Source organism: Pseudomonas sp. FP2338 (assembly GCF_030687515.1).
GTDB classification, from domain to species: Bacteria; Pseudomonadota; Gammaproteobacteria; order Pseudomonadales; family Pseudomonadaceae; genus Aquipseudomonas; species Aquipseudomonas salomonii.
Genome location: NZ_CP117436.1, coordinates 5946658 through 5971738, shown reverse-complemented (window position 1 = coordinate 5971738; position 25081 = coordinate 5946658). Strand labels below are relative to the sequence as shown.

Sequence of the window (25081 nt, the reverse complement as noted above, 5' to 3'; positions counted from 1 at the left end):
GCCAGCTGCCACAGGGCGCGGGCGGTGCTTATAAGGTGAGCGTCAGGCGCTTGACCAGCGCCCCCGGCAGCAGGTTGGAGGAGGTATTGCGCTGGCTGTACGTACTCGCCGACAGCAGCAGCTCTCGCTCAGCAGTCAACGCTTCCAGCTGCGAACCGAGCAGGCTGTAGACACTGTCGTCAAACCGCATGGTGGTCACCGGCGCCTTGATTTCACCGTCTTCGACCCAGAACGTGGCGAAGCGCGTCATGCCGGTCAGGCGTGCCGCCGGCAAGTCCGAGTAGTTCAAGTACCACAGGTTGCTGATGTACAAGCCAGTGCCCAATTGCTTGAGGATATCGGCCTGTGCCAGGTCGCCGGCGGCCATTTGCAAGGCGCTGGGCGACTCGTCGCTGCTGGCACCGTTGGTGCTCAGGCCATATTCGGCAGCGCTGCGCGAGTTGATCAGTTGGCCCTTGGCTTTACCGGCGTTGATCAGCGTGACATCGCTGCGCGGGTAGCCTTCGGTGGAAAATGCCTGGCTCAGGGAACCGCTGATCTGCTCATCGACCTTCACCAATGGGCTCAGCGACTGCTCACCCGTGTAGAGCTTTTGCAAACAACTGCCTTTGCTGGCGATGGCCTGGGCGGAAAACCCGCCCCAGGTGACGATGCTGAAGATTTCTTCCAACGCCGCCGGGGCCAGGTAGGCGCGGTACTGGCCGGGAGGCAGCTTATGCAGCGGGCGGCCGAGGAATTCCAGCTGCTCACGCGCCCGCTGGAAACGCTCAGTGAACGCGGCGCTGTCCCAGGTGTGCCCGGCGTAGCTGGCCTTTACCGCTTCGCCATTGGCGTGGAACAGGCTGAAATCGAAGTTGAAGCTATTGGCCTGATGCCAGCCGAACGCGCCGTCGGAGCTGGCAAAGCCACGGCTGATCGGGCCGGCAGCGTAGAAGCCCACCAGGTCCACACCTTCGGCGGCCTGGCTGATATCTGCCAGCACCTGGGCCAGCTCCGGCAGCGGTCGCAGTTGTTCGTTGTGGTTTTGCCAGGCGTTGTGGTTCAGCAGCAAGTACGGATCCTGCGGCAACAATGGCAGGGTTTCGCGCAGTTGTTGCAGGCCATCGGCGAGGCGCTGGCGATCCAGCTCCGGCTCGCCCGCCAAGGTGATGCCGAGGTCGGCGTGGCGGCCATCGTTGATCAGCTTGAGGTTGAGGCTGGCCTGTTGCACTTGGCCGGCTTGGCGCACTTTGGCGTGGTTGAAACGTACAAACTCCGACGATTCGTCAGCGTAGCCCAGGTGAAACTGTTCCTTGTCGGTGACGGCTTGCTTGAGCCAGTCCACCAGTGCCTTGAAGTTGTTCATCAGGCATCTCCCCCGAACACGTCGATATCACTGAACACACAGGCCGGTGAGGCGTGGCCCACGCGGATCACCTGGTTGGGTTCGCCTTTGCCGCAGTTGGGCGTGCCTAAAACCTGGAAGGTGCTGGCGTCGCCGACGGCGCTGAGGTTGCGCCAGAACTGCGCGGAGATGGCACGGTAGTTGGGGTTTTTGACCACACCCTTGAGTTCGCCGTTTTCGATCAACTGGCCCCACTCGCAGCCGAACTGGAATTTATTGCGCGCGTCATCAATGGACCAGGAACGGTTGGTACTCATCAGAATGCCGTGCTCGATGCCGCTGACCAATTCGGCTTGGGTTTTGTCGCCGGCCTCGATGTTGAGGTTGGCCATGCGGTCGATCGGCGGGCGATTCCAGCCACACGCGCGGCTGTTGGCCACGCCTGGCAGGTTCGCGCGAAATTGCGACAGCGCGCCGCCCAAGGGCTTGAGCAGCAGGCCGTTGCGGATCAGGAATTGTTTGCTGGCAGCCGTGCCATCGTCGTCATGCCCATAGCTGGCCAGCTGTTCGGGGATGTCCGGGTCGAAGGTCACGTTGAGCAACGGCGAGCCGTATTGCAGGTGGCCGAAGTCGCTGGCCTTCACAAAGCTGGTGCCAGCGTAGTTACGCTCATCGCCCAAGATGCGGTCCAGCTCCAACGGATGGCCGATAGACTCGTGGATCTGCAGGATCATCTGGTCGGGCATCAGCAGCAGGTCACGCGGGCCGTGGGGCGTGTTCGGCGCCAGCAGCAGTTGCAGGGCTTCGTCGGCGACTGTACGGGCGGCGCCGGCCAGGCCGAAGCGGCGAATCACGTTCGCACTGCCTTGCTGGCCGAAGTTGGTGCCGCCCAGGGTGCGGGTCTGGCTGTCGTTGCCGTCGAACGCGGTGACGCTCAGGCCCGGAAAGACGAAACGCTGGGCCTGGCGCAGCTCGGCACCGGCGCTGTTGAGGTAGATCTGTTCAACCCGCGTGGTGCCCAGGCTGACTTCCCAACTCACCAGACGCTCATCCTTGGGCACGCTGGCGGATTCATCGCCGAGCAGTTGGTAGCAGTCGCTCAGGGATGGGAAGGGCTGGTCGAGGTCGGGCGACAGGTAGTCGGCCACGTCGCTGGAGACGTGTTGTGCGTGCAGGTCGAGCAGGGCGTGGGACGAAATCTGCCGGGCTTGCTGTTCGGCACGCTCAAGGGCGGCTTGCAGGCCGGCGAGGGAAATGTCGTTGGTTGCGGCATAGGCTTCCACGCCGTTGAGACGCACGGTGAGCATCGCGCCCTCGTCGTGGCTCAGCTGCGGCGGCTCGGCGACGTTTTTGCGTACCGACAGGGACTGGCCGGATTCGCGCACATAACGCAGCGAGAAAAATTCGGCGCGGGTGCGCAGGGCACTGAAGTGCTGTTTGAGGATGGGGTGTTTGTCGAACATGGGGCCTTCCTTGTGGGCGGCTCATCGCGGGCAGGCAACAGAGTAGGCCTGGGGCGGGGAGCTGATCAAGGAAAGCTGATCACCTGTGGCGAGGGAGCTTGCTCCCGCTGGGCTGCGTAGCGGCCCCAAAATCTTGGGAGCGCTTCGCACTCCAGCGCGAGCAAGCTCGCTCGCCACGGGGGTATCAGTTACTGCGCAGTAGGGCCGACTAGGTGATCAATCACCTGTGGCGAGGGAGCTTGCTCCCGCTGGGCTGCGTAGCGGCCCCAAAATCCTGGGAGCGCTTCGCACTCCAGCGCGAGCAAGCTCGCTCGCCACGGGGGTATCAGTTACTGCGCAGTAGGGCCGACTAGGTGATCAATCACCTGTAGCGAGGGAGCTTGCTCCCGCTGGGCTGCGTAGCGGCCCCAAAATCTTGGGAGCGCTTCGCACTCCAGCGCGAACAAGCTCGCTCGCCACAGGGGTGTCGGTTACTGCGCGGTAGGGCCGACTGGGTGATCAATCACCTGTGGCGAGGGAGCTTGCTCCCGCTGGGCTGCGTAGCGGCCCCAAAATCCTGGGAGCGCTTCGCACTCCAGCGCGAGCAAGCTCGCTCGCCACGGGGGTATCAGTTACTGCGCAGTAGTGCCGACTAGGTGATCAATCACCTGTGGCGAGGGAGCTTGCTCCCGCTGGGCTGCGTAGCGGCCCCAAAATCTTGGGAGCGCTTCGCACTCCAGCGCGAGCAAGCTCGCTCACCACGGGGGTGTCGGTTACTGCGCGGTAGGGCCCACTTCACGCATCGGCTTGCCACGCACCGGCGCATCGCCTGCTACGTAGTAATCCGCAGTGCTGCGCGGCAATGGCTTGCGGCCACGGATCTTGTCGGCGATTTTCTCGGCGATCATGATCGTCGGCGCGTTGAGGTTGCCGGTGGTGATGATCGGCATGATCGATGCATCGACCACACGCAAGCCCTGCATGCCATGCACGCGGCCTTCGGCATCCACTACGGCCATCTCGTCGGTGCCCATTTTGCACGAGCAGGACGGGTGGAACGCAGTTTCGGCGTGCTCGCGGATGAACTTGTCCAACTGCTCATCGGTTTGCACGTCAATACCCGGGCTGATTTCACGGCCACGGTATGGGTCCAGTGCCGGCTGCTGCATGATTTCGCGGGTCAGGCGGATGCCATCACGGAATTCCTGCCAGTCCTGCTCGGTGGCCATGTAGTTGAAGAGGATGCTCGGGTAGTCCCGAGGGTTCTTCGACTTCAATTGCACGCGGCCACGGCTCGGCGAACGCATGGAGCCCATGTGCGCCTGGAAACCGTGCTCTTTCACACCGTTGCTGCCGTTGTAGTTAATCGCGACCGGCAGGAAGTGGTACTGGATGTTTGGCCAATCGAACTCTTCACGGGTACGGATAAAACCGCCCGCTTCGAACTGGTTGCTGGCGCCGATGCCAGTGCCATTGAACAGCCATTCGGCACCAATGGCCGGCTGGTTGTACCAGAGCAGCGATGGGTACAGCGACACTGGCTGAGTGCAGGCATATTGCAGGTACAGCTCAAGGTGGTCCTGCAGGTTTTCGCCGACGCCGGGCAGGTCGTGGACCACCGGGATGTCGAGGCTTTCCAGCAGTTTGGCCGGGCCCACACCGGAGCGTTGCAGCAGTTGCGGCGAAGCGATGGCACCGCTGCACACCAGTACTTCTTTACGCGCACGGGCTTCAACGCGCTCTTCAGCCGCGCCGATCAGGTAACGCACGCCAACGGCACGCTTGCCTTCAAACAACACTTTGTCGGTGAGGGCGTGGGTGACGATGGTCAGGGTCGAGCGCTTCTTGGCCGTGTCCAGGTAACCGCGTGCGGTGCTGGCGCGACGGCCTTTAGGCGTGACGGTACGGTCCATCGGGCCGAAGCCTTCTTGCTGGTAACCGTTCAGGTCGTCGGTACGCGGGTAGCCGGCCTGTACGCCTGCTTCAACCATCGCATGGAACAGTGGGTTGTTGCCGGCTTTCGGCGTGGTCACGCTGACCGGGCCGTCGCCACCGTGGTAGTCGTTGGGGCCGATGTCGCGGGTTTCGGCTTTACGGAAATAGGGCAGGCAGTCGAGGTAGGTCCAGTTTTCCAGACCTGGCAGTTTTGCCCAGTTGTCGTAGTCCAAGGCGTTGCCACGGATGTAGCACATGCCGTTGATCAGCGAAGAACCGCCCAGGCCTTTGCCGCGACCGCATTCCATCCGGCGGCCGTCCATGTGTGGCTCTGGGTCGGTTTCGTAGGCCCAGTTGTAGCGACGGCCTTGCAGCGGGAACGCCAGCGCGGCGGGCATTTGGGTACGGAAGTCAAAACGGTAGTCCGGGCCGCCGGCTTCCAGCAGCAGGACGGTGACGCCTTCGTCTTCGGTCAGACGGGTCGCCAGGGTGTTACCGGCGGAACCGGCACCCACAATGATGTAATCGTATTCTTGGGACATAAATGCACCCTCATATAAGTGGTTCAAGCTGCTTTTGTGGCGAGGGAGCTTGCTCCCGCTCGACTGCGTAGCAGTCGCAAAACCAGCGAACGAGTTCGGTCTGGAGAACTGCGGGGCCTGGGATGGGGCTGCTGCGCAGCCCAACGGGAGCAAGCTCCCTCGCCACAAAGGCGACTCCCAGGCGCCTGTGGTTTAGAACACCGAGGCGTAGTCGCCCAGCTCAACCTGTACCGATTTGATGCGGGTGAAGTTGTTCAGCGAGCTGATGCCGTTCTCACGGCCCACACCGGATTGCTTGTAGCCACCGACCGGCATCTTGGCGTCGGATTCGCCCCAGGCGTTGATCCAGCAGATACCCGCTTCCAACTGATGAATCACGCGGTGGGCGCGGTTCAGGTCCTTGGTCACCAGACCTGCGGCCAGGCCGAAGTCAGTGTCGTTGGCGCGGCGGATCACTTCTTCTTCGGTCTCGTAAGTGAGGATGCTCATCACTGGGCCGAAGATTTCTTCACGGACGATGGTCATTTCGTCGGTGCAGTCGGTGAACACCGTCGGGGCCACATAAGCGCCTTTGGCGAATTCGCCGTCGGTCAGACGGTCGCCGCCGCACAGGACGCGGGCGCCTTCTTCCTTACCTTTGGCGATGTAGCCGAGCACGCTTTCCATGTGGGCGAAGCTGACCAGCGGGCCGAAGTTGGTGTTTTCGTCTTGTGGGTTGCCGACGCGAATGCGCGCAACACGCTCAACGATCTTGGCTTCGAACGCCGCTTGCAGGTGCTTGGGTACGAACACGCGAGTGCCGTTGGTGCAGACCTGACCGGAGCTGTAGAAGTTGGCCATCATGGCGATGTCGGCGGCGCGATCCAGGTCGGCGTCTTCGAACACGATCAGCGGGGACTTGCCGCCCAGTTCCATGGTCACTTCTTTGAGCGAAGAGCTCGAAGCGCTGGCCATGACTTTCTTGCCGGTGTCGGTGCCGCCGGTGAACGAGACTTTCTCGATGCGCGGGTGCTCGGTCAGCCAGGTGCCAACTTCACGGCCGCTGCCGGTCAATACGTTGAACACGCCAGCCGGTACGCCGGCTTCGGTGTAGATCTCGGCCAGTTTCAGGGTGGTCAGCGAAGTGACTTCGCTTGGCTTGAAGATCATTGCGTTACCGGCAGCCAGGGCCGGTGCGGATTTCCACAGGGCGATCTGGATCGGGTAGTTCCACGCGCCGATACCGGCCACCACGCCCAGCGGCTCGCGGCGGGTGTAGACGAACGAAGTGTCGCGCAACGGGATCTGCTCGCCTTCGATGGCTGGCACCAGGCCTGCGTAGTATTCCAGTACGTCGGCGCCGGTGACGATGTCGACATATTGGGTTTCGGAGAAGGCTTTACCGGTGTCCAGGGTTTCCAGCGCGGCCAGTTCATCGTTGCGCTCGCGCAGGATGTCGACGGCACGACGCAGGATGCGCGAACGCTCCATGGCGGTCATGGCAGCCCAGATTTTCTGGCCTTTTTCGGCGCTGACCACGGCACGTTCCACGTCTTCCTTGGTGGCGCGTTGCACTTGGGCGAGAACTTCACCGTTAGCCGGGTTGATGGCTTCGAAGGTGGCATCGCTGCCAGCGTCGCTGTAGCCGCCGTCAATGTAGAGTTTTTGCAGTTCGAAACGGGCCATAAAGTCCTCGCAAGTGCATAAGTGGTTGGCGTTACCCGCCGCCAGTGGGCCATGGGGTTGTGGCAACACTGGGCGGCAGACGTTCAGGGGTTGAGCGGTTATGTGTGCTCTAACTCACCTGCTTGGCCAATTGGAAATCCATGTATTCGTAAGCGATCCGTTGCGCCTGCTCCGTGTCGAAAGCGTCTCCCGACAGGGCGCCGCGCAACCACAAACCGTCGATCAGGGCCGCCAGGCCTCTGGCTGCTTTGCGTGCGTGCGGCAGCGGTAGCACTCGGCGGAACTGGCAGCACAGGTTGGAATACAGACGTTGATCGTTGATCCGCTGCAACCTGTGCAATGACGGGTGGTGCATGCTGGTGGCCCAGAAGGCCAGCCAGGTTTTCATTGCCGGGCCGTTGACCTGGCTGGCGTCGAAGTTGCCCTCGATGATCACCCGAAGGTGCGCCCGTGGGCTGTCGTCCTTCAGCGCAAGCCTGCGTTCGTGGACGTTCTCGATCAGCACATTCATCAAGTACCGCATCGTTGCGGCGATCAGGCCGTTCTTGTCCTGAAAGTAGTGACTGATGATGCCGTTCGAGACGCCGGCCAAACGGGCGATCAGCGCAATGCTGGCATCTCCCATTCCAACCTGATCGATGGCCGTCAAAGTGGCTTCGATCAACTGCTGGCGGCGTATGGGTTGCATACCGACCTTGGGCATGTAGCACCTCTCCTTAGGCCTGCCGTTGGGCGATAAACGCCCGTCGGCTTGATGGCCAGTCTATTTTGTTTTGATTGAACGTTCAATCAACAAAGAATAAGATCTGCGACAAATGGTCGCTGCCTACAGGTTTTTCCTACCCGTGAGCGACGTCCTCTGACACCTGCAAAAACCCTTGAAACAGGCCGTATCAGGGCCTGGCCACTGCCTCGGCGCGGCTCAAGAATTTTCGGGGTGTCTTTATAACACCCGTCCGTCGACTGCCGAAAAATCGATGTCCCGGGATAACCGTTGCCTTGTGTTTCTCTCTCGCACTGCCCGGAGCATCTGCGCCATGAGTTCTGCCTCTCTTATAAAGACCCCGCCGGAAAAGGTCAGGGTCAACGGTTGGGTGTTCTACACCTCCACCGCGCTCATTCTGTTGTTGACCGCCATTCTGATCATCGCCCCGCAGGAGGCCGGGCGCATGCTCGGCATCGCCCAGGCGTGGCTGTCGAAAAGCTTCGGCTGGTACTACATGGTGGTCATCGCTGCCTACCTGGTGTTTGTGGTCGGCCTGGCGTTTTCGTCCTACGGTAAATTGAAACTGGGCAGCAAGGACGACACCCCGGACTTCAGCTACGGCGCCTGGGCCGGCATGTTGTTCTCGTCCGGCATCGGCATCTCGCTGCTGTATTTCGGGGCTTCCGAGCCGTTGGATCACTACTTCAACCCGCCCGAAGGCGCCGCCGCCAGCAATGGCGCAGCCCGCCAGGCGTTGCAGTTGACGTTCCTGCACTGGGGCCTGCACGGCTGGGCGATTTATGCGCTGGTCGGCCTGGCCGTGGCGTACTTCGCGTACCGTCATAACCAGCCGCTGGCCTTGCGTTCGGCACTGTACCCGCTGGTGGGTGAGCGTTGGGTCAAAGGCGCAGCCGGCCACGCGGTGGACGGCTTCGGTATGTTCGTGACCCTGCTGGGCCTGGTGACGAACCTGGGCATCGGTTCGATGCAAGTGTCGTCGGGCCTTGAAAACCTGTTCGGCATGCAGCACAGCAACACCAATCTGCTGATCGTGATCATCGTGATGAGCACCGTGGCGACCATCGCCGCCGTGTCGGGTGTGGAAAACGGCATTCGCCGCCTGTCCAACCTCAACATCGTGCTGTTCAGCGGCTTGCTGATCTTTGTGCTGTTGTTTGGCCCGACCTTGCACCTGCTCAATGGCCTGGTGCAGAACACCGGTGACTACCTCAACGGCATCATCCTGAAAACTTTCGACCTGTATGTGTACGAAGGCGACGCCGACAAGACCGAGCGCTGGATGGGCCTGTGGACCCTGTTCTACTGGGCCTGGTGGATTTCCTGGGCGCCATTTGTAGGCATGTTCATCGCGCGTATTTCCCGTGGTCGTACAGTGCGTGAGCTGGTAGCCGGCGTGCTGCTGATCCCGCTGGGCTTCACCCTGGCGTGGTTGTCGATCTTCGGTAACTCGGCGTTGGACCTGGTGTTGAACCACGGTGCGGTGGAGTTGGGCAAGACGGCGCTGGAACAACCGTCGATGGCCATCTACCAACTGCTTGAGCATTACCCGGCGTCGAAAATCGTGATCGGGGTGTCGATCTTCGTGGGCTTTGTGCTGTTCCTGACCCCGGCGGATTCCGGCGCGGTGATGATGGCCAACCTGTCCTGCAAAGGCGGCAACGTAGACGAAGATGCGCCACACTGGCTGCGGATCTTCTGGTCGGTGGTGATCACCCTGGTGACCATCGGCCTGCTGTTTGCCGGCAACTTCGAAGCCATGCAAACCATGGTGGTGCTGGCGGGGCTGCCGTTCTCGGTAGTGCTGATTCTGTTTATGTTCGGTTTGCACAAGGCGATGCGCCAGGATGTGGCCATCGAACAGGAGCAGGCGCAATTGGCCGAACGTGGTCGTCGTGGTTTCAGCGAGCGTTTGACCGCCCTGGACCTGCAACCGAGCCAGGGCACCGTGCAACGCTTTATGGACAAGCACGTTACGCCGGCGTTGGAAGAGGCGGCGGCAACCTTGCGTGAGCAAGGGCTGGAAGTACAGACGTTGCTGGGTAAATCCAAGCGTTGCATCGGTGTGCGTATCGAGATGGAAGAGGGCAACCCGTTTGTCTATGAAGTGAGCCTGGATGCTTACTCCTCGGCACCGAGCGACCTGCCCGAAGAAGAGCGCACCCGTTACTACCGGGCCGAGGTCTACCTGCACAACGGACCTCAGGAATATGACCTGATGGGCTTCGCCCAGGAACAGATCACCCGGGACGTGCTCGATCAGTTTGAAAGCCATCGGCAGCTCCTTGGCCGTGTCTATAGCTGATGGTTGAGCCGAGCGGCGCCGTCACTGGCGCCGCTGTTCCAGGCTTGGAATGAGGTCAAATGTGGGAGCTGGCTTGCCTGCGATAGCTGTGGTGAATTCACTAAAGCTATCGCAGGCAAGCCAGCTCCCACATTGACCCAGTTTCTTCAGTTGGTTTTGCGGTACCGACTAACCCAGGTTCTTGCCCAGCAGGGCATGGTACAGCTCGCTATCCCCCAGAATCCCCACCACCTGATTGTTGTTATGCAACACCAGCTTGTTCCCTGTGTGATACCGAATCTGCAACGCATCGCGCATGCCGATATTGGAATCCACCAGCGTCGGTACCCGGCCCAAACCTTCCACCGGTTGCCCCGGCGCCCAGTTCTGCAGGTTCAACGGCGTGCCGTTCTGGCGTGCGCCCTTGATCACATTGCCTTCGGCCAGGTCCAGCCACGAATCGCCGCCCGGGTCCAGGCTGATGGAGCCGTTGACGTGGGTGCAGTTCTCTACGGTGCGCATCAGGCTGCGCCCGCACAGCACGTTCAGCGGGTTGGTATGGGCGACGAAGGTGCGCACATAGTCATCCGCCGGGTTCAGCACGATCTCTTCCGGCACGCTGTACTGGATGATCTTGCCGTCTTTCATGATCGCGATGCGGCTGCCGAGTTTGAGCGCCTCATCGAGGTCGTGGCTCACGAACACGATGGTCTTGCTCAGCTTGCGTTGCAGCTCCAGCAATTCATCTTGCAGGCCTTGGCGGATCAGCGGGTCGAGGGCCGAGAAGGGTTCGTCCATCAGCAGGATATCGGCGTCCATCGCCAGGGCGCGGGCCAGGCCGACGCGCTGCTGCATGCCGCCGGACAGCTCGTCGGGCTTCTTGTTACGCCATTGGGCCAGGCCCACCAGTTCGAGTTTTTCATCCACCAGCGCACGCCGTTCTTTCTCCGGGCGGCCCTGCATCTCCAAGCCAAAGCTGATGTTCTCGCGCACCGTCAGCCACGGCATCAACGCGAACTTCTGGAACACCATGGCGATGCGCTTGGTGCGCATCATTTTCAGCTCGGCCGGTGTGCACGAAGCGATGTCGATCTGGCGACCTTCATGCTCCACAAACAGTTGGCCACGGCTTACGGTGTTGAGGCCGTTGATGCAGCGCAGCAGGCTTGATTTGCCGGAGCCGGACAGGCCCATCAGCACGCAGATCTCGCCTTTTTCAATGTCCAGGCTGGCTTTTTCAACGCCGACAATCTGCCCGGTCTTTTTCAGGATCTCGTTACGGCTCATGCCCTGGTCCAGCAGCTTGAGCGCTTCGCGTGGGTCTTTGGAGAAGATCACGTCGACATTGTCGAATCGGATAATGCTCATGCATCACCCCCTACTTTGGCGTCGGGTTGTTTGCAGATGCGGTCGAGCATGATGGCCAGCAATACGATTGCCAGGCCGGCTTCAAAGCCCAGGGCGATGTCGGCGGTGTTGAGTGCGTTGACCACCGGCTTGCCGAGGCCGTCGGCGCCCACCAGGGCCGCGATCACCACCATCGACAACGACAGCATGATGCATTGGGTAATGCCGGCGGCAATGCTCGGCATGGCGTGGGGCAGTTCAATGCGTGAGAGCAACTGACGGCGCGAGCAGCCAAAGGCCTTGCCGGCGTCCATCAACTCTTGCGGTACATCACGGATACCCAGGTAGGTCAGGCGGATAGGCGCGGCAATCGCGAACACCACCGTGGAGATCAGGCCAGGCACCACACCCAGCCCGAAGAGGGTCAGGGTCGGGATGAGGTAGACGAAGGTCGGCACGGTCTGCATCAGATCGAGCACCGGCCGCATCATGGTGTAGAACAGCGGTTTGTGCGCGGCAACAATGCCCAGCGGCACACCGATGACCACGCAGACCAGGGTGGCGAACAACACCTGGGCGAGGGTTTCCATGGTTTCCTGCCAGTACCCCAGGTTGAGGATCAGCAGGAAGGAGGCGATGACAAAAACGGTCAGGCCCCATTTGCGTTGAATAAAGTGAGCCAGCAGCGCAATCAGACCGATCAATGCCAGCGGATTGAACCAGGTCAGCGCGAACGTCACGCCGTGGATCATCGTTTCCAGAGTCGATGCGATTGCGTCGAAATAGTTGGCACCATGTTGGGTCAACCATTCGACGAAGGCAGCGATGTACTGGCCTAGTGGGATTTTCTGTTCAGTCAGCATGGTAGTGAATGTCCACATGCGAAGGGGAAAACATCCCAGGCCAGCGCACCGGCCTGGGGTCAGCGATGTTGCCGGGTTAATTATTTGGCGAGGTAAGCTTTAACGGCGTCCAGCCCTGGTTTGCCATCAATGGTGGTGACACCGGCAAGCCAGGTGTCGAGTACTTGTGGGTTGGATTTGAGCCAGGCTTTGGCGGCTACATCCGGTTTTTGTTTGTCGTCCAGGACTTTACCCATCAGGGTGCTTTCCATGTTCAGGGTGAACGACAGGTTTTTCAGCAACTGACCGACGTTGCTGCATTCCTGGGTGTAGCCCTTGCGAACGTTGGTGTAGATGGTGGCCTGGCCATAGTTGGGGCCGAACGAATCGTCACCGCCGGTCAGGTACTTCATCTTGAAGCGGGTGTTCATCGGGTGCGGTTCCCAACCGAGGAACACGATGGCCTGGTCGCGTTTGGTGGCGCGTTCCACTTGCGAGAGCATCCCGGCTTCGCTGGACTCCACCACTTTGAAACCTGCGGTTTTCAGGCCGAAGGCGTCTTTGTCGATCAGGGTCTGGATGGTGCGGTTGCCGTCGTTACCCGGCTCGATGCCGTAGATTTTGCCGCCCAGCTCATCCTTGAATTTGGCGATATCGGCGAAGTCTTTCAGGCCCTTGTTATACAGCGCCTCGGGTACGGCCAGGGTGTACTTGGCGTTCTCCAGGTTGGCGCGCACGGTTTCCACGGTGCCGGCATCACGGTACTGCTTGATGTCGTTTTCCATGGTCGGCATCCAGTTGCCGAGGAAGATGTCCATGTTCTTGCCGTCGGCCAGCGACTTGTAGGTCACCGGTACTGAAATCATCGTGGTACGTGGCTTGTAGCCCAAGCCTTTGAGGATTTCACTGGTGGTTGCGGTGGTGACGGTGATGTCGGTCCAGCCGACATCGGAGAAATTGACGGTCTGACATTGTGCCGGTTCTGCAGCGTGCGCCAGGGCTGGCAGACTCAACATGGCGGCCAACAACAACGAGGGTGAACCTTTCATCTGGGTAGACTCCTGTGTCTTTTTTCTGACGGCATTTGCCGCGCTTTATAAGTGTTGCGGTTGGGGCGTGCTTCAAGCTGACGGCACGATGCCTTGCAAACGAGTCGAGACTGATCATGTACCAGTGAAAATCTGACGCCTACAGGGGGCGTCGTATCCAGTACAGGGATGGTCGTATCCAGTGTCGGTGACGTCGCTTACAGATTTTTTCAACGGCAAAACCGCATTTTTTGCCGCTCTGCACCGCTAAAAACGGCCAAAACGCCGGTTCGTGCGAGGGCGGCGCTGCTGAGCATGGTCACGTCGGTGTGAGACGCCGTGAGGGGCAACAAAAGCTTGATGATGCCGCTATTCGGGCGAGTTCAGCGTAGCAGGTCGCCCGTGCCCATCGAGGAGTTTCACGGCAATGGCTATCAGTGTTTTCGACCTGTTCAAGATCGGCATCGGGCCTTCGAGTTCTCACACCGTCGGCCCCATGCGCGCCGCGGCGTTGTTCGTTCAGCACTTGCGTGAACGTGGAATGTTGGAACAAGTACGTCGCATCGAAGTTCAGCTCTACGGCTCGTTGTCGGCCACCGGCATCGGCCACGGCAGCGACACCGCTACCATCATGGGCTTGATGGGCGAATGGCCGGACGCAATTGACCCGTCGCAGATCGGCCTGCGTATCCACACCCTGCGTGAGACCGACACCTTGTTGCTCGACGGGCGTTTGCCGGTGCCCTTTGTATGGGCGCGCGACATGCGCCTGCTCGACGAAAACCTGCCCTTCCACCCCAACGCCATGACCCTGGTGGTGTTTGGTGATGACGGCGAGCTGCACCGCGACACCTACTATTCGGTCGGCGGCGGTTTTGTGGTGGATGAGGCCCAGGCGCAGAGCGGCGTGGCGGACATGGACCGCACCGAGTTGCCCTATGATTTCTCCAGCGCGGTGGAGCTGTTGCAGCTGTGCAAGACCCACAACCTGCGCGTTGCCGAATTGATGCTGGCCAACGAAAAAACCTGGCGCAGCGAAGAAGAAATCCGCAGCGGCCTGATGAAGCTCTGGCGCGCCATGCAGGACTGCGTAGAGCAGGGCCTCAAGCACGAAGGCATCCTGCCCGGCGGCCTGAATGTGCGTCGTCGCGCGGCCAAGCTGCACCGCAGTTTGCAGGAGCTGGGCAAACCGAATGTGATCGGCTCAACCTTGAGCGCCATGGAATGGGTCAACCTGTTCGCCCTGGCGGTCAATGAAGAAAACGCCGCCGGTGGGCGCATGGTCACCGCGCCCACCAATGGCGCGGCGGGGATTATTCCGGCGGTGCTGCACTACTTTATGAAGTTCAGCGAAGAGGTCACCGAAGCCAACGTGGTCGACTATTTGCTGGGCGCTGCGGCGGTCGGGATTCTGTGCAAGAAAAACGCCTCGATCTCCGGCGCCGAAGTCGGCTGCCAGGGCGAGGTCGGTTCAGCCTGTGCCATGGCCGCTGCGGGCCTGGCCGAGATCCTCGGCGCCACGCCGGAGCAACTGTGCAACGCCGCCGAAATTGGCCTGGAACATAACCTCGGCCTGACCTGCGACCCGGTGGGCGGGCTGGTGCAAGTGCCGTGCATTGAGCGCAACGCGATTGCGGCGGTGAAGGCGATCAACGCGGCGCAGATGGCGCTGCGCGGAGATGGCCAGCATTTTATTTCCCTCGACCGGGTGATCCGCACCATGCGCGATACCGGCGCGGATATGCATGACAAGTACAAGGAAACTTCGCGAGGGGGCTTGGCGGTCAGCGCAGTAGAGTGTTGATCTGTTTTTGTGGCGAGGGAGCTTGCTCCCGCTGGACCGGGCTGGCGCTCCAGGGCGAAGCGCTCCCAAGATTTTTGGGGCCGCTACGCAGCCCAGCGGGAGCAAGCTCCCTCGCCACAAAAGTAGCGATCACTGCTCATAAAGTGAACACCCGAACCCAAACGCGCCACCTTTTAGCGCGTCGCAAATAGATAAGTAGCTTGCGAACGATCCCGCGCCTTCCCACCCGTCACCCGTGCGTGCGGTGACAGACCTTTCCCACACCCGCAAAGCGCCTTCCCACAAGTGCTACCGATCTGCTCACACCCCCTTGAGCAGGGCCGCTCTGACGTCCATTTCCGGCCATATCCCGCACTCCCCGCACGGGCTTATATAGACGCGTCATCAGGTCGTTTTTAGGAGTTATTGGACGGCCATTCAATTTTAGGCATGGCATTTGCTCTATCCATTCAAAGCCTCGCTCCTTGCTGGAGACGAACGCAATAACAAGAGCCTCGCCTGAGGCCATCACCCGCTTTGTGTGAGGAGATACCGCGATGACGTCGTTCAACTCCGGGGCCCAACCCCAGAACCGTGCGCCTCAATCCATCGGCTTTTTGCTGCTGGACAATTTCACGCTGATTTCCCTGGCTTCGGCAGTGGAACCGCTGCGCATGGCCAACCAGCTGTCCGGCCGCGAGCTGTATCGCTGGACAACCCTGAGTGTCGATGGCAACCAGGTGTGGGCCAGCGACGGTCTGCAAATCACCCCCGATGCCTCCATGCACAAAGCTGCGGCCCTGGACACTGTGATTGTGTGCGGCGGCGTGGGCATCCAGCGCACCGTGACCCGTGAACATGTGTCGTGGCTGCAAAGCCAGGCGCGCCAATCGCGCCGCCTAGGCGCGGTCTGCACCGGCAGTTGGGCCTTGGCCTGCGCCGGGTTGCTCGACGGCTTTGATTGCAGCGTGCACTGGGAATGCCTGGCCTCGATGCAGGAAGCCTTCCCGCGCGTGGCCATGAGCACGCGTCTGTTCACCCTCGACCGTAACCGCTTCACCAGCTCGGGCGGCACCGCGCCGCTGGACATGATGCTGCACCTGATCAGCCGCGACCACGGCCGTGAATTGTCGGCCGCCATCTCCGAGATGTTTGTGTACGAACGCATCCGCAACGAACAGGATCACCAGCGTGTACCGCTCAAGCACATGCTCGGCACCAACCAGCCGAAACTGCAGGAAATCGTCGCGCTGATGGAAGCCAACCTGGAAGAGCCGATCGACCTGGATGAGCTGGCGGTGTATGTCGCCGTGTCGCGCCGTCAACTGGAGCGGCTGTTCCAGAAATACCTGCACTGCTCACCGTCGCGCTACTACCTCAAATTGCGCCTGATCCGTGCACGGCAGTTGCTCAAGCAAACCCCGATGTCGATCATCGAAGTGGCCTCGGTGTGCGGGTTTGTGTCCACGCCGCATTTCTCCAAGTGCTACCGCGAATACTTTGGCATTCCGCCACGGGATGAGCGCGTAGGTTCCAACACCACCCAGCAAGTGGCGATGATGCCGATTCCGCAGGCGCTGGTGTTGTCACCGTTGTCGGGGCCGATGTCGGCGTTGAGCCAGGCGCGTAATGAGTCGACTTTCGCGAGTGTAAGGCTCTAGACCGAGTCGCCTTCATCGCAGCGATGCGGCGACCCGACAAGCCAGCTCCCACCTTTTGATTTGTGAATACATTAAAATGTGGGAGCTGGCTTGCCTGCGATAGCGATCTATCAGGCGCCCGAGCTTTGCTTGAACTGCACCAAAGCCGGCAACAACTGCTTGTCGATCGCCTGTCGCACCGCCGGTAAGATCGTCGCGCTGCCGGTGTACATCTGCTCCACCATGCCCTTGAGCGCCTTGGCCCGCGCAGCGCTCAAACCGCGTACCGCGCACTCGCAAGCCTGTTCGGCGCTGGCGCCGCTGGATACCTCGAAACCCAGCGAGCGCAGTTGGCTCAGCAGGTCATCCTGGTCAATCAAGTCCGCGTGCATCATGACGTTTATCCTGGTGTAGGGAGCGGGATTGAATGGGATTCTGGTAGGCCCTCGGCCGGTCGGCAAGGGCAGAATCGGCGAATGGCTCAGATGGCTATGAACAGGTCGTTTTCGAGTCATTTACCGATAGCAACAATAGGCACACTGGAGGCCAGGCACGCACCTTGACGGTTTGGTCACCCTCGGGATGTCACGCTCACACCAAGCACTCTGCCCCGATCCAGTCACGGCTGGCCCGGGGCTTTTTTTGGCTGGGGTTTGTGGTGGCTTTACTGGCCTCATCGCAGCGGTGCGACGATTCGACAAGCCAGCTCCCACCTTTTGCATTGTGAATACATTCAAATGTGGGAGCTGGCTTGCCTGCGATAGCCGCACCTCGGTCTACCTCTGCAACACCAATATCCGGGACAACAACTCATCCCGATCAATGTAACAACCCTGAAAATGCCGCGCCCCCGAAGCCGGGTCAAACGCATTGCGCGCATGCAAGGTGCGGCGGTTATCAAAGCACCACAACTCCCCTGGATTCAGGCGTTTGACCAGCCGGAAACGATCCTCGCGCGTCATCGCAATAAAGCGCCGATACGCCCGGTACAACAATGGCATCTGCTCCACGCTTGCCTCAAACGGCCCCCGCAAAAAGTTGGCCATGCGAATCTCTGCCACATCACCCAAGGCGTCCAGCGCAATAATTGGTGCCAGGCGGCGGTAGTCGCTGTGCCGGTCTTTATTGCGAAACTCCACCGGGATTTCACACAGTGCGCGAAACGCCTCGGGGTCTTCGCTGCGCAGCGCCTGGGCGATGGCAAACCCATCGACAAAAATGCTCTCGCCACCGTCGGCGTCATTCACCAGGCAATGCAAAAATTGCAGCCCAGGTTGCAGCTCCCGTGTCGGCAAATCACTGTGCAGCGGCAGGTTGAAAGCGGTGTAGGCGTTACTGTCGGCATCGGCCTTGGATTGCACGTTGAACAGCACGCCGAAGTTGCTCTCGCGAATAAATGAAATGCGCTTGGCGATCAGTGCAAGCGAGCCCGGCTCGGTGGGTACGCCACGGATTTTCGTAAGGCCGTCGTCACGCAAGGCCAGCAGCCATTGCAGCAGGGCTTTGGGGTCTTCCATCACCGTCGCATAGTCGAAGACGGGCAGCTCGAAGCTGCTGTGCCACAGTTGAGACTGTGGTTTGGCCGCACGGCGTTCGGCGCGTGATTGATCGTCATAGGCGTGGGCGCGCAACCAGCCTGGGTCGTACTGGCTATGATGGCCGCCACGCCATTGCACACTTAGAAAGCCCTGATCAATGCTCGCGTTTAGGGCGCGCAGATGCTCGTCCACATCGACAATTTCCAGCACCTGCTCACGGGTGACGCTGTACACGCATTCGCTGCAAGGGCAGTTGTCCCGCAGCCACTGATGATGAAACGGGCTGACCCGCCCATCGGCCCACTGCACGCGAATCTGATCATCCAGCACCTGCACCTCGGCAAGGTCGCAGATCTTCGGGTAAGTACGGAAATCGGCAACAGCGGCGGCGGTTTGCATGGCAGCTCCTTATTGTTTTTTGGGTGGTAATCCAATCACTCGACCCAGCAAGGCAGGGCGGGGCAGGCCGGCTTGTTCGGCGCTGATGCCCGCGAGCTTTTCCAGGGTGGCCTCGGTAAACGGCACCGAATGCGGCCCGGCCAGATCGACGTGCAGCAGCATCTGTTCGTTGCCGGCCAATTCCTTCGCATCGCCCACAAGGTGCAGGCTGTGATAGAGGTGCAGGCGCTTGGCGTCGTGTGCGATCAGTTGGGTGTGCACCTCTACGTCTGCGCCGAGTTTCACTTCGTGCAGGTAGTTGAGGTGCAGTTCCAGGGTGAACAGCGAGTGGCCGCTGGCTTCGCGGTTTTCGCTGTCCAGCCCGAGGGTGTCCATCAGCGCGTCGGTGGCGTAGCTGAAGATCAGCAGGTAGAACGCATCACGCAGGTGGCCGTTGTAATCGACCCAGTCGGGCTGGATTTTGGTGGTGTAGGTGGTCAGTGCAGGCATGGTGTGGATTCCGGAATGTATGCAGTCAAAATGTGGGAGCTGGCTTGCCTGCGATGGCGATGGTGAATTTTGCATCGCTATCGCAGGCAAGCCAGCTCCCACACAGATCAACAGCGGTTATTCAGCGAAGCTCATGCCGTGTTTGGCTTTGGTGGTTTTCACCGCTTCCAATACCGCCAGCAGGCAATCATCACGATAGCGCTCCAGCGCCGAAATGCTGTGTTTACCCAACTGATCGCTGGTGCCGTCGACCACATCATCAATCAACTTGTCGGTCAGCTCCGGCGCCGGCAAATATGTCCACGGCAACTGCAGTGCCGGGCCGAACTGGGCCATGAAGTGGCGCATTCCTGCATCGCCGCCCGCGAGGGTGTAAGTCAGGAAAGTACCCATGAACGACCAGCGCAAACCGGCGCCAAAACGAATCGCATCATCGATCTCGCCCGTGGTTGCCACGCCATCATTGACCAGGTGCAACGCCTCACGCCACAGCGCTTCGAGCAAGCGGTCGGCGATAAACCCCGGCACTTCCTTACGCACGTGCAGCGGGCGCATGCCGAGGGATTCATACACCTTGATCGCCGCTTGAATCGCCTCCGGCGCGGTGTTCTTGCCGCCCACCACTTCCACCAGCGGCAACAGGTAAACCGGGTTGAACGGGTGGCCGACCACGCAGCGTTCCGGGTGGGTCGAGCCCTCGTAGAACTCGCTCGGCAAAAGGCCCGAGGTGCTGGAGCCAATCAGCGCGTTCGGCTTGGCGGCGGCGCTGATTTTGCTGTGCAGTTCAAGTTTCAGCTCCAGCCGTTCCGGGGCGCTTTCCTGGATGAAGTCGGCGTCTTTTACGCATTCTTCAATGGTGGTGACAAAGCGCAGGCGGTCCTGGGAGGCACCCGGCGCCAGGCCTTGTTTCTCCAGCGCACCCCAGGCGTTGGCGACACGTTTGCGCAATGCGGCTTCAGCGCCGGGCGCCGGGTCCCAGGCGACGACATCCAGGCCGTGGGCCAGGGCGCGGGACACCCAGCCGCTGCCGATAACGCCGCTGCCGAGGGCGGCGAAGGTTTTGATTTCGGTGATAAAGCTCATGTCGACAATCCCTGAATAATTCGGTGATCAATGTGGGAGCTGGCTTTTGGGGGGGCGCTTCGCGCCCCAGCGGGAGCAAGCTCCCTCGCCACAGCAAGCCCGGCTCCCACAGGGTTTTGTGAGGGCTGGATTAACCGCGCTTGGTCAGGCCCATCTTGATTCGGCCTTCTGCCGGGGTCATGACCCGAGCACCCAGGCGGCTGAGGATTTCACTCGCGCGCTCCACCAGTTGGCCGTTAGTGGCGAGCACGCCCTTGTCCAGCCACAGGTTGTCTTCCAGGCCGACCCGCACGTTGCCGCCCAGCAGCACCGCTTGCGCCGCCATGGGCATTTGCATGCGGCCGATACCGAAACCGGCCCACACGGCGTCGGCAGGCAGGTTGTCGACCATGGCTTTCATGGTGGTGGTGTCGGCCGGCGCGCCCCATGGGATGCCCAGGCACAGCTGGAACAGCGGGTTATCAAGCAAGCCTTCCTTGATCATCTGCTTGGCGAACCACAGGTGGCCGGTGTCGAAAATTTCCAGCTCGGCCTTAACGCCCAGCTCTTGAATGCGCTTGGCGCCCGCCCGCAGCTGCGCCGGGGTAGAGACGTAAATGGTGTCGCCATCGCCAAAGTTGAGCGTGCCGCAGTCCAGGGTGCAGATCTCCGGCAGCAGCTCCTCGACGTGGGCCAGGCGCGTCAGCGGGCCGACCAGGTCGGTGTTGGGGCCGAACTCCATCGGGTTCTCGCCGCCGCCGATTTCCAGGTCGCCGCCCATGCCGGCGGTGAGGTTGACGATGATGTCGATGTCGGCCTCGCGAATGCGCTCCATCACTTCGCGGTACAGCGCCACGTCGCGGCTGAACTTGCCGGTTTGCGGGTCACGCACATGGCAGTGCACCACGGTGGCGCCGGCTTTGGCGGCTTCCACGGCGGCGGCGGCGATTTGTTTGGGAGTGACCGGCACGTGTGGGCTGCGGCTGGTCGTGTCGCCAGCACCGGTGAGTGCGCAGGTGATGATGACGTCGTGGTTCATGAGGCGGTTCCTTACAGGCGGGCGTAGTGATGCCGTTCGCAGCCAAAAGCGACTGCGATACGGTGATGCGAATCAGGTTATTTGCTGGTCAGTTGCAGGTTGGCCGCGGCCGGTTTGCCGTCGAAGGTGGTCACGCCTTCGAGCCAGCGCTGCTGGTCTTGCGGGTGGTCCTTGAGCCACTGCTTGGCAGACTCGAGGGCGTCTTTGTGATCCAGCAACGGCTGCATCATTCGGCTCTCGTCGGCGGCGGTGAAGGTCAGGTTGGTCAGCAGTTTGTGCACGTTGGGGCACTGCTCGGCGTAGTTCGGTGAAGTCACGCTCCACACCGTGGCCATGCCTTCGTTCGGGCCAAGGGCGTCATCGCTGCCGGTGAGGTAAGTCATCGCGACGTTGACGTTCATCGGGTGCGGCGCCCAGCCAAAGAACACCACGGCCTCTTTGCGGCGCACGGCGCGGTCGACGGCGGCGAGCATCCCGGCTTCGCTGGACTCCACCAACTGGAACTTGCCGAGGCCGAACTGGTTCTTGGCGATCATCGCCTTGATCTGGGTATTGGCGCCCGAACCCGGCTCGATGCCGTAGATCTTGCCGCCCAGTTCTTTCTCGAACCTGGCAATGTCGGCGAAGGTTTTCAGGCCTTTATCCGCCAGGTAAGTCGGCACGGCGAGGGTGGCGCGCGCATCTTCCAGGCTCGGCTTGTCGAGGACTTTGACTTGCTTGGCGTCGACAAACGGCGTGATGGTCTGGGTCATCAGCGGGTTCCAATAGCCCAGGAACATGTCCAGGCGCTGGTCGCGGATACCGGCGAAGATGATTTGCTGGGAGGCGCTGGTTTGTTTGGTCTTGTAGCCGAGGCCGTCGAGCAATACTTGGGTCATGGCGCTGGTGGCGATTACGTCGGTCCAGTTCACCACACCCATGCGCACGTTGCGGCAAGATTCTGCGTCGGCCGCGAGTACGCTGGTGCTCAAGATGGCGCTGGCGCTGAGTGCAAGCACGCAGCGGCTGATCAGTCGGTTCATGGTGGATCCCTCGGCAGGTCGTTATTGTGGGGGCCGGCGTCTTTGTGCGCCGTGGGATCACGTTACGCAGCTTGAGGGGAGGCAAAGCGCACGGCGGCGACCAGCTCTTGCACTGCAGCGACCTGTGCTCTTGAATGGCCGGTTGAACTGGCGTATCACAGTGAGCACGCTGCCCGTCCTACGAGAGCGCCACCATGTCCCAGGATTTCTACTTTCTGCTGATGCCGGGTTTCTCGGCCATCGGCTTTATTTCCGCGCTGGAACCGCTGCGCGTGGCCAACCGCTTTCGCGGCGAGTTGTACCGCTGGCACGTGTTGAGTGCCGATGGCGGCGCGGTGCTGGCGAGCAATGGCATGTCGGTGAACGCCGACGCCGCGCTGGAACCGCTGAAAAAAGGCGCGACGCTGATGGTGGTCGCAGGCTTCGAACCCTTGAAGTTCACTACGCCCGCACTGGAACACTGGCTGCGTCGCCTTGACCACGATGGCGTGACCCTCGGCGCCATCGACACCGGCGCCTGTGTGCTCGCAGAAGCCGGGTTGCTCGACGGCCACCGCCTGACCCTGCACTGGGAAGCCATCGACGCGTTCAAGGAATCCTATCCACAGCTCACGGTGACCCAGGAGCTGTTCGAAATTGACCGCCGGCGCATCACCTGCGCCGGTGGCACCGCCTCCATCGACCTGATGCTCGACCTGATCGCCCAGGCCCACGGCCCCGACCTGGCGATTCAGGTGTCCGAGCAATTCGTGCTCGGGCGCATCCGCCCGCGCAAAGACCACCAGCGCATGCAGATCGCCACGCGTTACGGCATCAACAACAAGAAGCTGGTGCAGGTGATCGGTGAGATGGAACAGCACAGCGAGCCGCCGCTGAGCACGTTGGCGTTGGCCGAGGCGATCAAGGTCACGCGGCGCCAGCTGGAGCGCCTGTTCCGTCTGCACCTGAACGACACGCCGAGCAACTTCTACCTCGGCCTGCGCCTGGAAAAAGCCCGGCAGCTATTGCGCCAAAGCGACATGAGCGTGCTGGAAGTGAGTATTGCGTGCGGGTTTGAGTCACCGTCGTACTTCACCCGCAGCTACAGGGCGCGGTTTGCCAAGTGCCCGAGAGAGGACCGGCGACGGGAGGTGGTTTGACGGGCAATTATAGTCAATTATACTCGTTACTATAATTTATAGTCCTTTCCATAATTGAGTATAAAACCATGTCGAAGAACAGCGGCTTCGTATTCCGCCGCCCCGCCCTGGCAAGCAGCATTGCCGATGGTTTGGTGGGGGCCGGTATTCAGGATTTTACCTCTGGCCTGTTTCTCGCTGCGCCGCGTCGCACCGGCAAAAGTACCTTTTTGCGCGAAGACCTGATCCCGGAGTGTCAACTGCGGGGTTGGCTGGCGGTTTACGTGGATCTCTGGGCTGACAAAGAGAAAGATCCGGCGGAGTTGATCGCCAGCGCTATTGCCGCGGCTCTGGTGCCCTATGAAAAGGGTATTCGCAAGCTGGCCAAGAACATTGGAATCGAGAAGCTAAGCTTCCTGCGTACCCTTTCCTGGGACTTCAGCAAGCCACAATTGCCGGTTGGCGCGACGCTGACTCAAGCGTTGGAGTTGCTCCACAGCGCTGCCGAAAAGCCCGTCGTGCTGGTGATTGATGAAGCGCAGCACGCACTGACCACCGAGTCCGGCATCAACGCGATGTTCGCGTTGAAAGCTGCCCGAGATCAGCTCAACCAAGGCCGTGACGAGGAGGGCAGTGGCTTGCGCCTGGTGTTCACTGGCTCCAATCGCGACAAGCTCGCGCATTTGGTCCTCGGTAAAAGCCAGCCGTTCTTCGGCTCCAGCATCACCCCCTTTCCCTTGCTCGGCAAAGAGTTCACTCAGGCCTACACCGTGCACCTCAACGCGCATTTGGCCAGTACCAATCAGTTCAACGCTGCGGATATCGACGAAGCCTTCGAACTGGTCGGCCGTCGCCCGGAGATGCTGCGTACCATCATCGGCGAAGTGGCGCTGGAGTTGGGCGAGGCGAGCAACCTGGGCCAGCTGCTGCACAGCCGCGCCGAACTGTTGCGTGCCGGCGTGTGGACCGAATTTGAAAGCGCGTGGAACAACCTCACCGTTCCCCAGCGTGCTGTGTTGGCGGTGATGGTGGAGCGCTCGCAGAACAACGAGCCTTTTGCGCCGTTTACCGATAGCACACTCACGGCGGTCAGCAAGGCACTGGAGGACATGGGCAGCGACGTGGTGCCGGGCACCCAGACCATTCAGGCCTGTATCGATGCCTTGCGTGACAAAGAGTTGGTGTGGAAGTCGAGTCGCGGCGGGTATGCCCTTGAGGACAAATCCTTTGGCGATTGGCTGCTGCACAAGCGCCGTACACCGAACTCAAAGACACCATGAATCAACTGTGGGAGCTGGCTTGCCGGCGATAGCGGCAGATCAGGCAGTACAGCGATATCTGGCAGACCGCCATCGCTGGCAAGCCAGCTCCCACAGGGGATTGGTGGTGTGGCTTATTTTTTGACCAGCGCCGAACACGCTGCCTTGAAGGCCTCATGCTGATATTTGTTCAGCGTCGCCGGCAGGGCAAAGTCGTGCTTCTTGTTCTGCGCATTGATGGTCTGCGGCGACAGCAATGTCACCTCAACCCCGTCCAGCAACTGAAACACCCCTTCAATCTTGAACGTGGTCGGGCCACCGGCGAATTCGCCTTTCTTGCTGCGTTTTTTGATCGCGATGCGGGTGATGGCGTTGGCCTGCACAAAGGCCTTCACCTGGGCGGCGAAGGCTTTGACGTTGGCCGCTTCATCGTCATCATCAAGGGCGATTTTCTTGGTGGCCAGGGCCACATGGGTCAGCGCCTGGTTGTCCAGGGAGGCGACAGCGATGATGGCTTCGCTGCCTTTGATTTCGATGCCGCAGATAGTCATGAAATGGCCTTGGTAAGCGTAAAGTGGCGCAGGCATGCCTTTGGATGC

The 25081-nt window shown here is 60.8% G+C and carries 20 protein-coding genes; 5 read left to right on the top strand and 15 right to left on the bottom strand.

Annotated features, from left to right (window positions below; genetic code table 11):
* Positions 1–28: 28 nt before the first annotated feature.
* From PSH96_RS27100 to betI, 5 genes are all read right to left on the bottom strand, one after another.
* The gene (locus tag PSH96_RS27100; protein ID WP_305456286.1) at positions 29–1345 is read right to left on the bottom strand and encodes a TldD/PmbA family protein; all 1317 of its coding nucleotides are present in this window, start codon (positions 1343–1345) and stop codon (positions 29–31) included.
* Entirely contained in the window at positions 1345–2787 is a 1443-nt protein-coding gene (locus PSH96_RS27095; protein WP_305456283.1) for a TldD/PmbA family protein, read from the bottom strand. Before PSH96_RS27095 ends, PSH96_RS27100 begins: the two co-directional genes overlap by 1 nt.
* A 752-nt stretch (positions 2788–3539) precedes the next feature.
* Positions 3540–5243 carry a choline dehydrogenase gene (betA, locus tag PSH96_RS27090; protein ID WP_305456281.1) on the bottom strand — a complete coding sequence of 568 codons (1704 nt, stop codon included), beginning with the start codon at positions 5241–5243 and terminating at the stop codon, positions 3540–3542.
* A 192-nt stretch (positions 5244–5435) separates the two neighbouring features.
* Complete coding sequence (gene betB / locus PSH96_RS27085) at positions 5436–6908, bottom strand: betaine-aldehyde dehydrogenase (RefSeq protein WP_017139377.1); 1473 nt, start codon at positions 6906–6908, stop codon at positions 5436–5438.
* Positions 6909–7017: 109 nt separating this feature from the next.
* On the bottom strand, positions 7018–7611 hold the full coding sequence (gene betI, locus PSH96_RS27080) for a transcriptional regulator BetI (protein WP_010207128.1): 594 nt from the start codon (positions 7609–7611) through the stop codon (positions 7018–7020).
* A 391-nt stretch (positions 7612–8002) separates the two neighbouring features.
* Between betI and PSH96_RS27075 the strand changes: the two genes are divergently transcribed.
* Complete coding sequence (locus PSH96_RS27075; RefSeq protein ID WP_305460181.1) at positions 8003–9937, top strand: BCCT family transporter; 1935 nt, start codon at positions 8003–8005, stop codon at positions 9935–9937.
* A gap of 168 nt (positions 9938–10105) precedes the next feature.
* On the opposite strand, the gene choV is transcribed toward PSH96_RS27075, so the two are convergent.
* The 3 genes from choV to PSH96_RS27060 all read right to left on the bottom strand — a co-directional run bounded on the left by choV (position 10106) and on the right by PSH96_RS27060 (position 13154).
* A complete protein-coding gene (gene choV / locus PSH96_RS27070; protein ID WP_017139375.1) occupies positions 10106–11284 on the bottom strand; it encodes a choline ABC transporter ATP-binding protein in 1179 nt (392 codons plus the stop codon).
* Positions 11281–12126: a choline ABC transporter permease subunit gene (gene choW / locus PSH96_RS27065; RefSeq protein ID WP_016972877.1), complete on the bottom strand. Its 846-nt coding sequence runs from the start codon at positions 12124–12126 to the stop codon at positions 11281–11283. Before choW ends, choV begins: the two co-directional genes overlap by 4 nt.
* Positions 12127–12206: 80 nt before the next feature.
* Positions 12207–13154 (bottom strand): choline ABC transporter substrate-binding protein, encoded by a 948-nt coding sequence (locus tag PSH96_RS27060; protein ID WP_068931290.1) that lies wholly within the window; start codon positions 13152–13154, stop codon positions 12207–12209.
* Positions 13155–13560: 406 nt separating this feature from the next.
* Between PSH96_RS27060 and PSH96_RS27055 the strand changes: the two genes are divergently transcribed.
* Both PSH96_RS27055 and PSH96_RS27050 read left to right on the top strand, forming a co-directional pair.
* The gene (locus PSH96_RS27055) at positions 13561–14937 is read left to right on the top strand and encodes an L-serine ammonia-lyase (RefSeq protein WP_305456277.1); all 1377 of its coding nucleotides are present in this window, start codon (positions 13561–13563) and stop codon (positions 14935–14937) included.
* Between the two features lie 536 nt (positions 14938–15473).
* A complete protein-coding gene (locus PSH96_RS27050; RefSeq protein ID WP_065929456.1) occupies positions 15474–16577 on the top strand; it encodes a GlxA family transcriptional regulator in 1104 nt (367 codons plus the stop codon).
* Between the two features lie 110 nt (positions 16578–16687).
* On the opposite strand, the gene PSH96_RS27045 is transcribed toward PSH96_RS27050, so the two are convergent.
* The 6 genes from PSH96_RS27045 to PSH96_RS27020 form a co-directional block, all read right to left on the bottom strand.
* On the bottom strand, positions 16688–16951 hold the full coding sequence (locus PSH96_RS27045) for a hypothetical protein (protein WP_017139371.1): 264 nt from the start codon (positions 16949–16951) through the stop codon (positions 16688–16690).
* A gap of 381 nt (positions 16952–17332) precedes the next feature.
* Positions 17333–18493 carry a gamma-butyrobetaine dioxygenase gene (locus PSH96_RS27040; protein ID WP_305456274.1) on the bottom strand — a complete coding sequence of 387 codons (1161 nt, stop codon included), beginning with the start codon at positions 18491–18493 and terminating at the stop codon, positions 17333–17335.
* Positions 18494–18502: 9 nt separating this feature from the next.
* A complete protein-coding gene (locus tag PSH96_RS27035) occupies positions 18503–18982 on the bottom strand; it encodes a thioesterase family protein (RefSeq protein ID WP_305456272.1) in 480 nt (159 codons plus the stop codon).
* Between the two features lie 117 nt (positions 18983–19099).
* Entirely contained in the window at positions 19100–20065 is a 966-nt protein-coding gene (locus PSH96_RS27030; RefSeq protein WP_170036872.1) for an L-carnitine dehydrogenase, read from the bottom strand.
* Positions 20066–20195: 130 nt separating this feature from the next.
* Complete coding sequence (locus PSH96_RS27025; protein WP_017139368.1) at positions 20196–21083, bottom strand: 3-keto-5-aminohexanoate cleavage protein; 888 nt, start codon at positions 21081–21083, stop codon at positions 20196–20198.
* A gap of 77 nt (positions 21084–21160) precedes the next feature.
* Positions 21161–22105 carry a choline ABC transporter substrate-binding protein gene (locus PSH96_RS27020; protein WP_305456268.1) on the bottom strand — a complete coding sequence of 315 codons (945 nt, stop codon included), beginning with the start codon at positions 22103–22105 and terminating at the stop codon, positions 21161–21163.
* Between the two features lie 194 nt (positions 22106–22299).
* Between PSH96_RS27020 and PSH96_RS27015 the strand changes: the two genes are divergently transcribed.
* Both PSH96_RS27015 and PSH96_RS27010 read left to right on the top strand, forming a co-directional pair.
* Positions 22300–23244: a GlxA family transcriptional regulator gene (locus PSH96_RS27015; protein WP_065929451.1), complete on the top strand. Its 945-nt coding sequence runs from the start codon at positions 22300–22302 to the stop codon at positions 23242–23244.
* A 68-nt stretch (positions 23245–23312) separates the two neighbouring features.
* On the top strand, positions 23313–24503 hold the full coding sequence (locus tag PSH96_RS27010; protein ID WP_305456266.1) for an AAA family ATPase: 1191 nt from the start codon (positions 23313–23315) through the stop codon (positions 24501–24503).
* A 113-nt stretch (positions 24504–24616) separates the two neighbouring features.
* Here PSH96_RS27010 and PSH96_RS27005 read toward each other — a convergent pair whose 3' ends face one another.
* A complete protein-coding gene (locus tag PSH96_RS27005; RefSeq protein WP_305460179.1) occupies positions 24617–25033 on the bottom strand; it encodes a DUF3010 family protein in 417 nt (138 codons plus the stop codon).
* Between the last annotated feature and the right edge of the window lie 48 nt (positions 25034–25081).

Coding starts and splice junctions, on each gene's coding strand:
- PSH96_RS27100 (WP_305456286.1), bottom strand. CDS start 1,345: ATGAACAACTTCAAGGCACTGGTGGACTGGCTCAAGCAAGCCGTCACC.
- PSH96_RS27095 (WP_305456283.1), bottom strand. CDS start 2,787: ATGTTCGACAAACACCCCATCCTCAAACAGCACTTCAGTGCCCTGCGC.
- betA (WP_305456281.1), bottom strand. CDS start 5,243: ATGTCCCAAGAATACGATTACATCATTGTGGGTGCCGGTTCCGCCGGT.
- betB (WP_017139377.1), bottom strand. CDS start 6,908: ATGGCCCGTTTCGAACTGCAAAAACTCTACATTGACGGCGGCTACAGC.
- betI (WP_010207128.1), bottom strand. CDS start 7,611: ATGCCCAAGGTCGGTATGCAACCCATACGCCGCCAGCAGTTGATCGAA.
- choV (WP_017139375.1), bottom strand. CDS start 11,284: ATGAGCATTATCCGATTCGACAATGTCGACGTGATCTTCTCCAAAGAC.
- choW (WP_016972877.1), bottom strand. CDS start 12,126: ATGCTGACTGAACAGAAAATCCCACTAGGCCAGTACATCGCTGCCTTC.
- PSH96_RS27060 (WP_068931290.1), bottom strand. CDS start 13,154: ATGAAAGGTTCACCCTCGTTGTTGTTGGCCGCCATGTTGAGTCTGCCA.
- PSH96_RS27055 (WP_305456277.1), top strand. CDS start 13,561: ATGGCTATCAGTGTTTTCGACCTGTTCAAGATCGGCATCGGGCCTTCG.
- PSH96_RS27050 (WP_065929456.1), top strand. CDS start 15,474: ATGACGTCGTTCAACTCCGGGGCCCAACCCCAGAACCGTGCGCCTCAA.
- PSH96_RS27045 (WP_017139371.1), bottom strand. CDS start 16,951: ATGATGCACGCGGACTTGATTGACCAGGATGACCTGCTGAGCCAACTG.
- PSH96_RS27040 (WP_305456274.1), bottom strand. CDS start 18,493: ATGCAAACCGCCGCCGCTGTTGCCGATTTCCGTACTTACCCGAAGATC.
- PSH96_RS27035 (WP_305456272.1), bottom strand. CDS start 18,982: ATGCCTGCACTGACCACCTACACCACCAAAATCCAGCCCGACTGGGTC.
- PSH96_RS27030 (WP_170036872.1), bottom strand. CDS start 20,065: ATGAGCTTTATCACCGAAATCAAAACCTTCGCCGCCCTCGGCAGCGGC.
- PSH96_RS27025 (WP_017139368.1), bottom strand. CDS start 21,083: ATGAACCACGACGTCATCATCACCTGCGCACTCACCGGTGCTGGCGAC.
- PSH96_RS27020 (WP_305456268.1), bottom strand. CDS start 22,105: ATGAACCGACTGATCAGCCGCTGCGTGCTTGCACTCAGCGCCAGCGCC.
- PSH96_RS27015 (WP_065929451.1), top strand. CDS start 22,300: ATGTCCCAGGATTTCTACTTTCTGCTGATGCCGGGTTTCTCGGCCATC.
- PSH96_RS27010 (WP_305456266.1), top strand. CDS start 23,313: ATGTCGAAGAACAGCGGCTTCGTATTCCGCCGCCCCGCCCTGGCAAGC.
- PSH96_RS27005 (WP_305460179.1), bottom strand. CDS start 25,033: ATGACTATCTGCGGCATCGAAATCAAAGGCAGCGAAGCCATCATCGCT.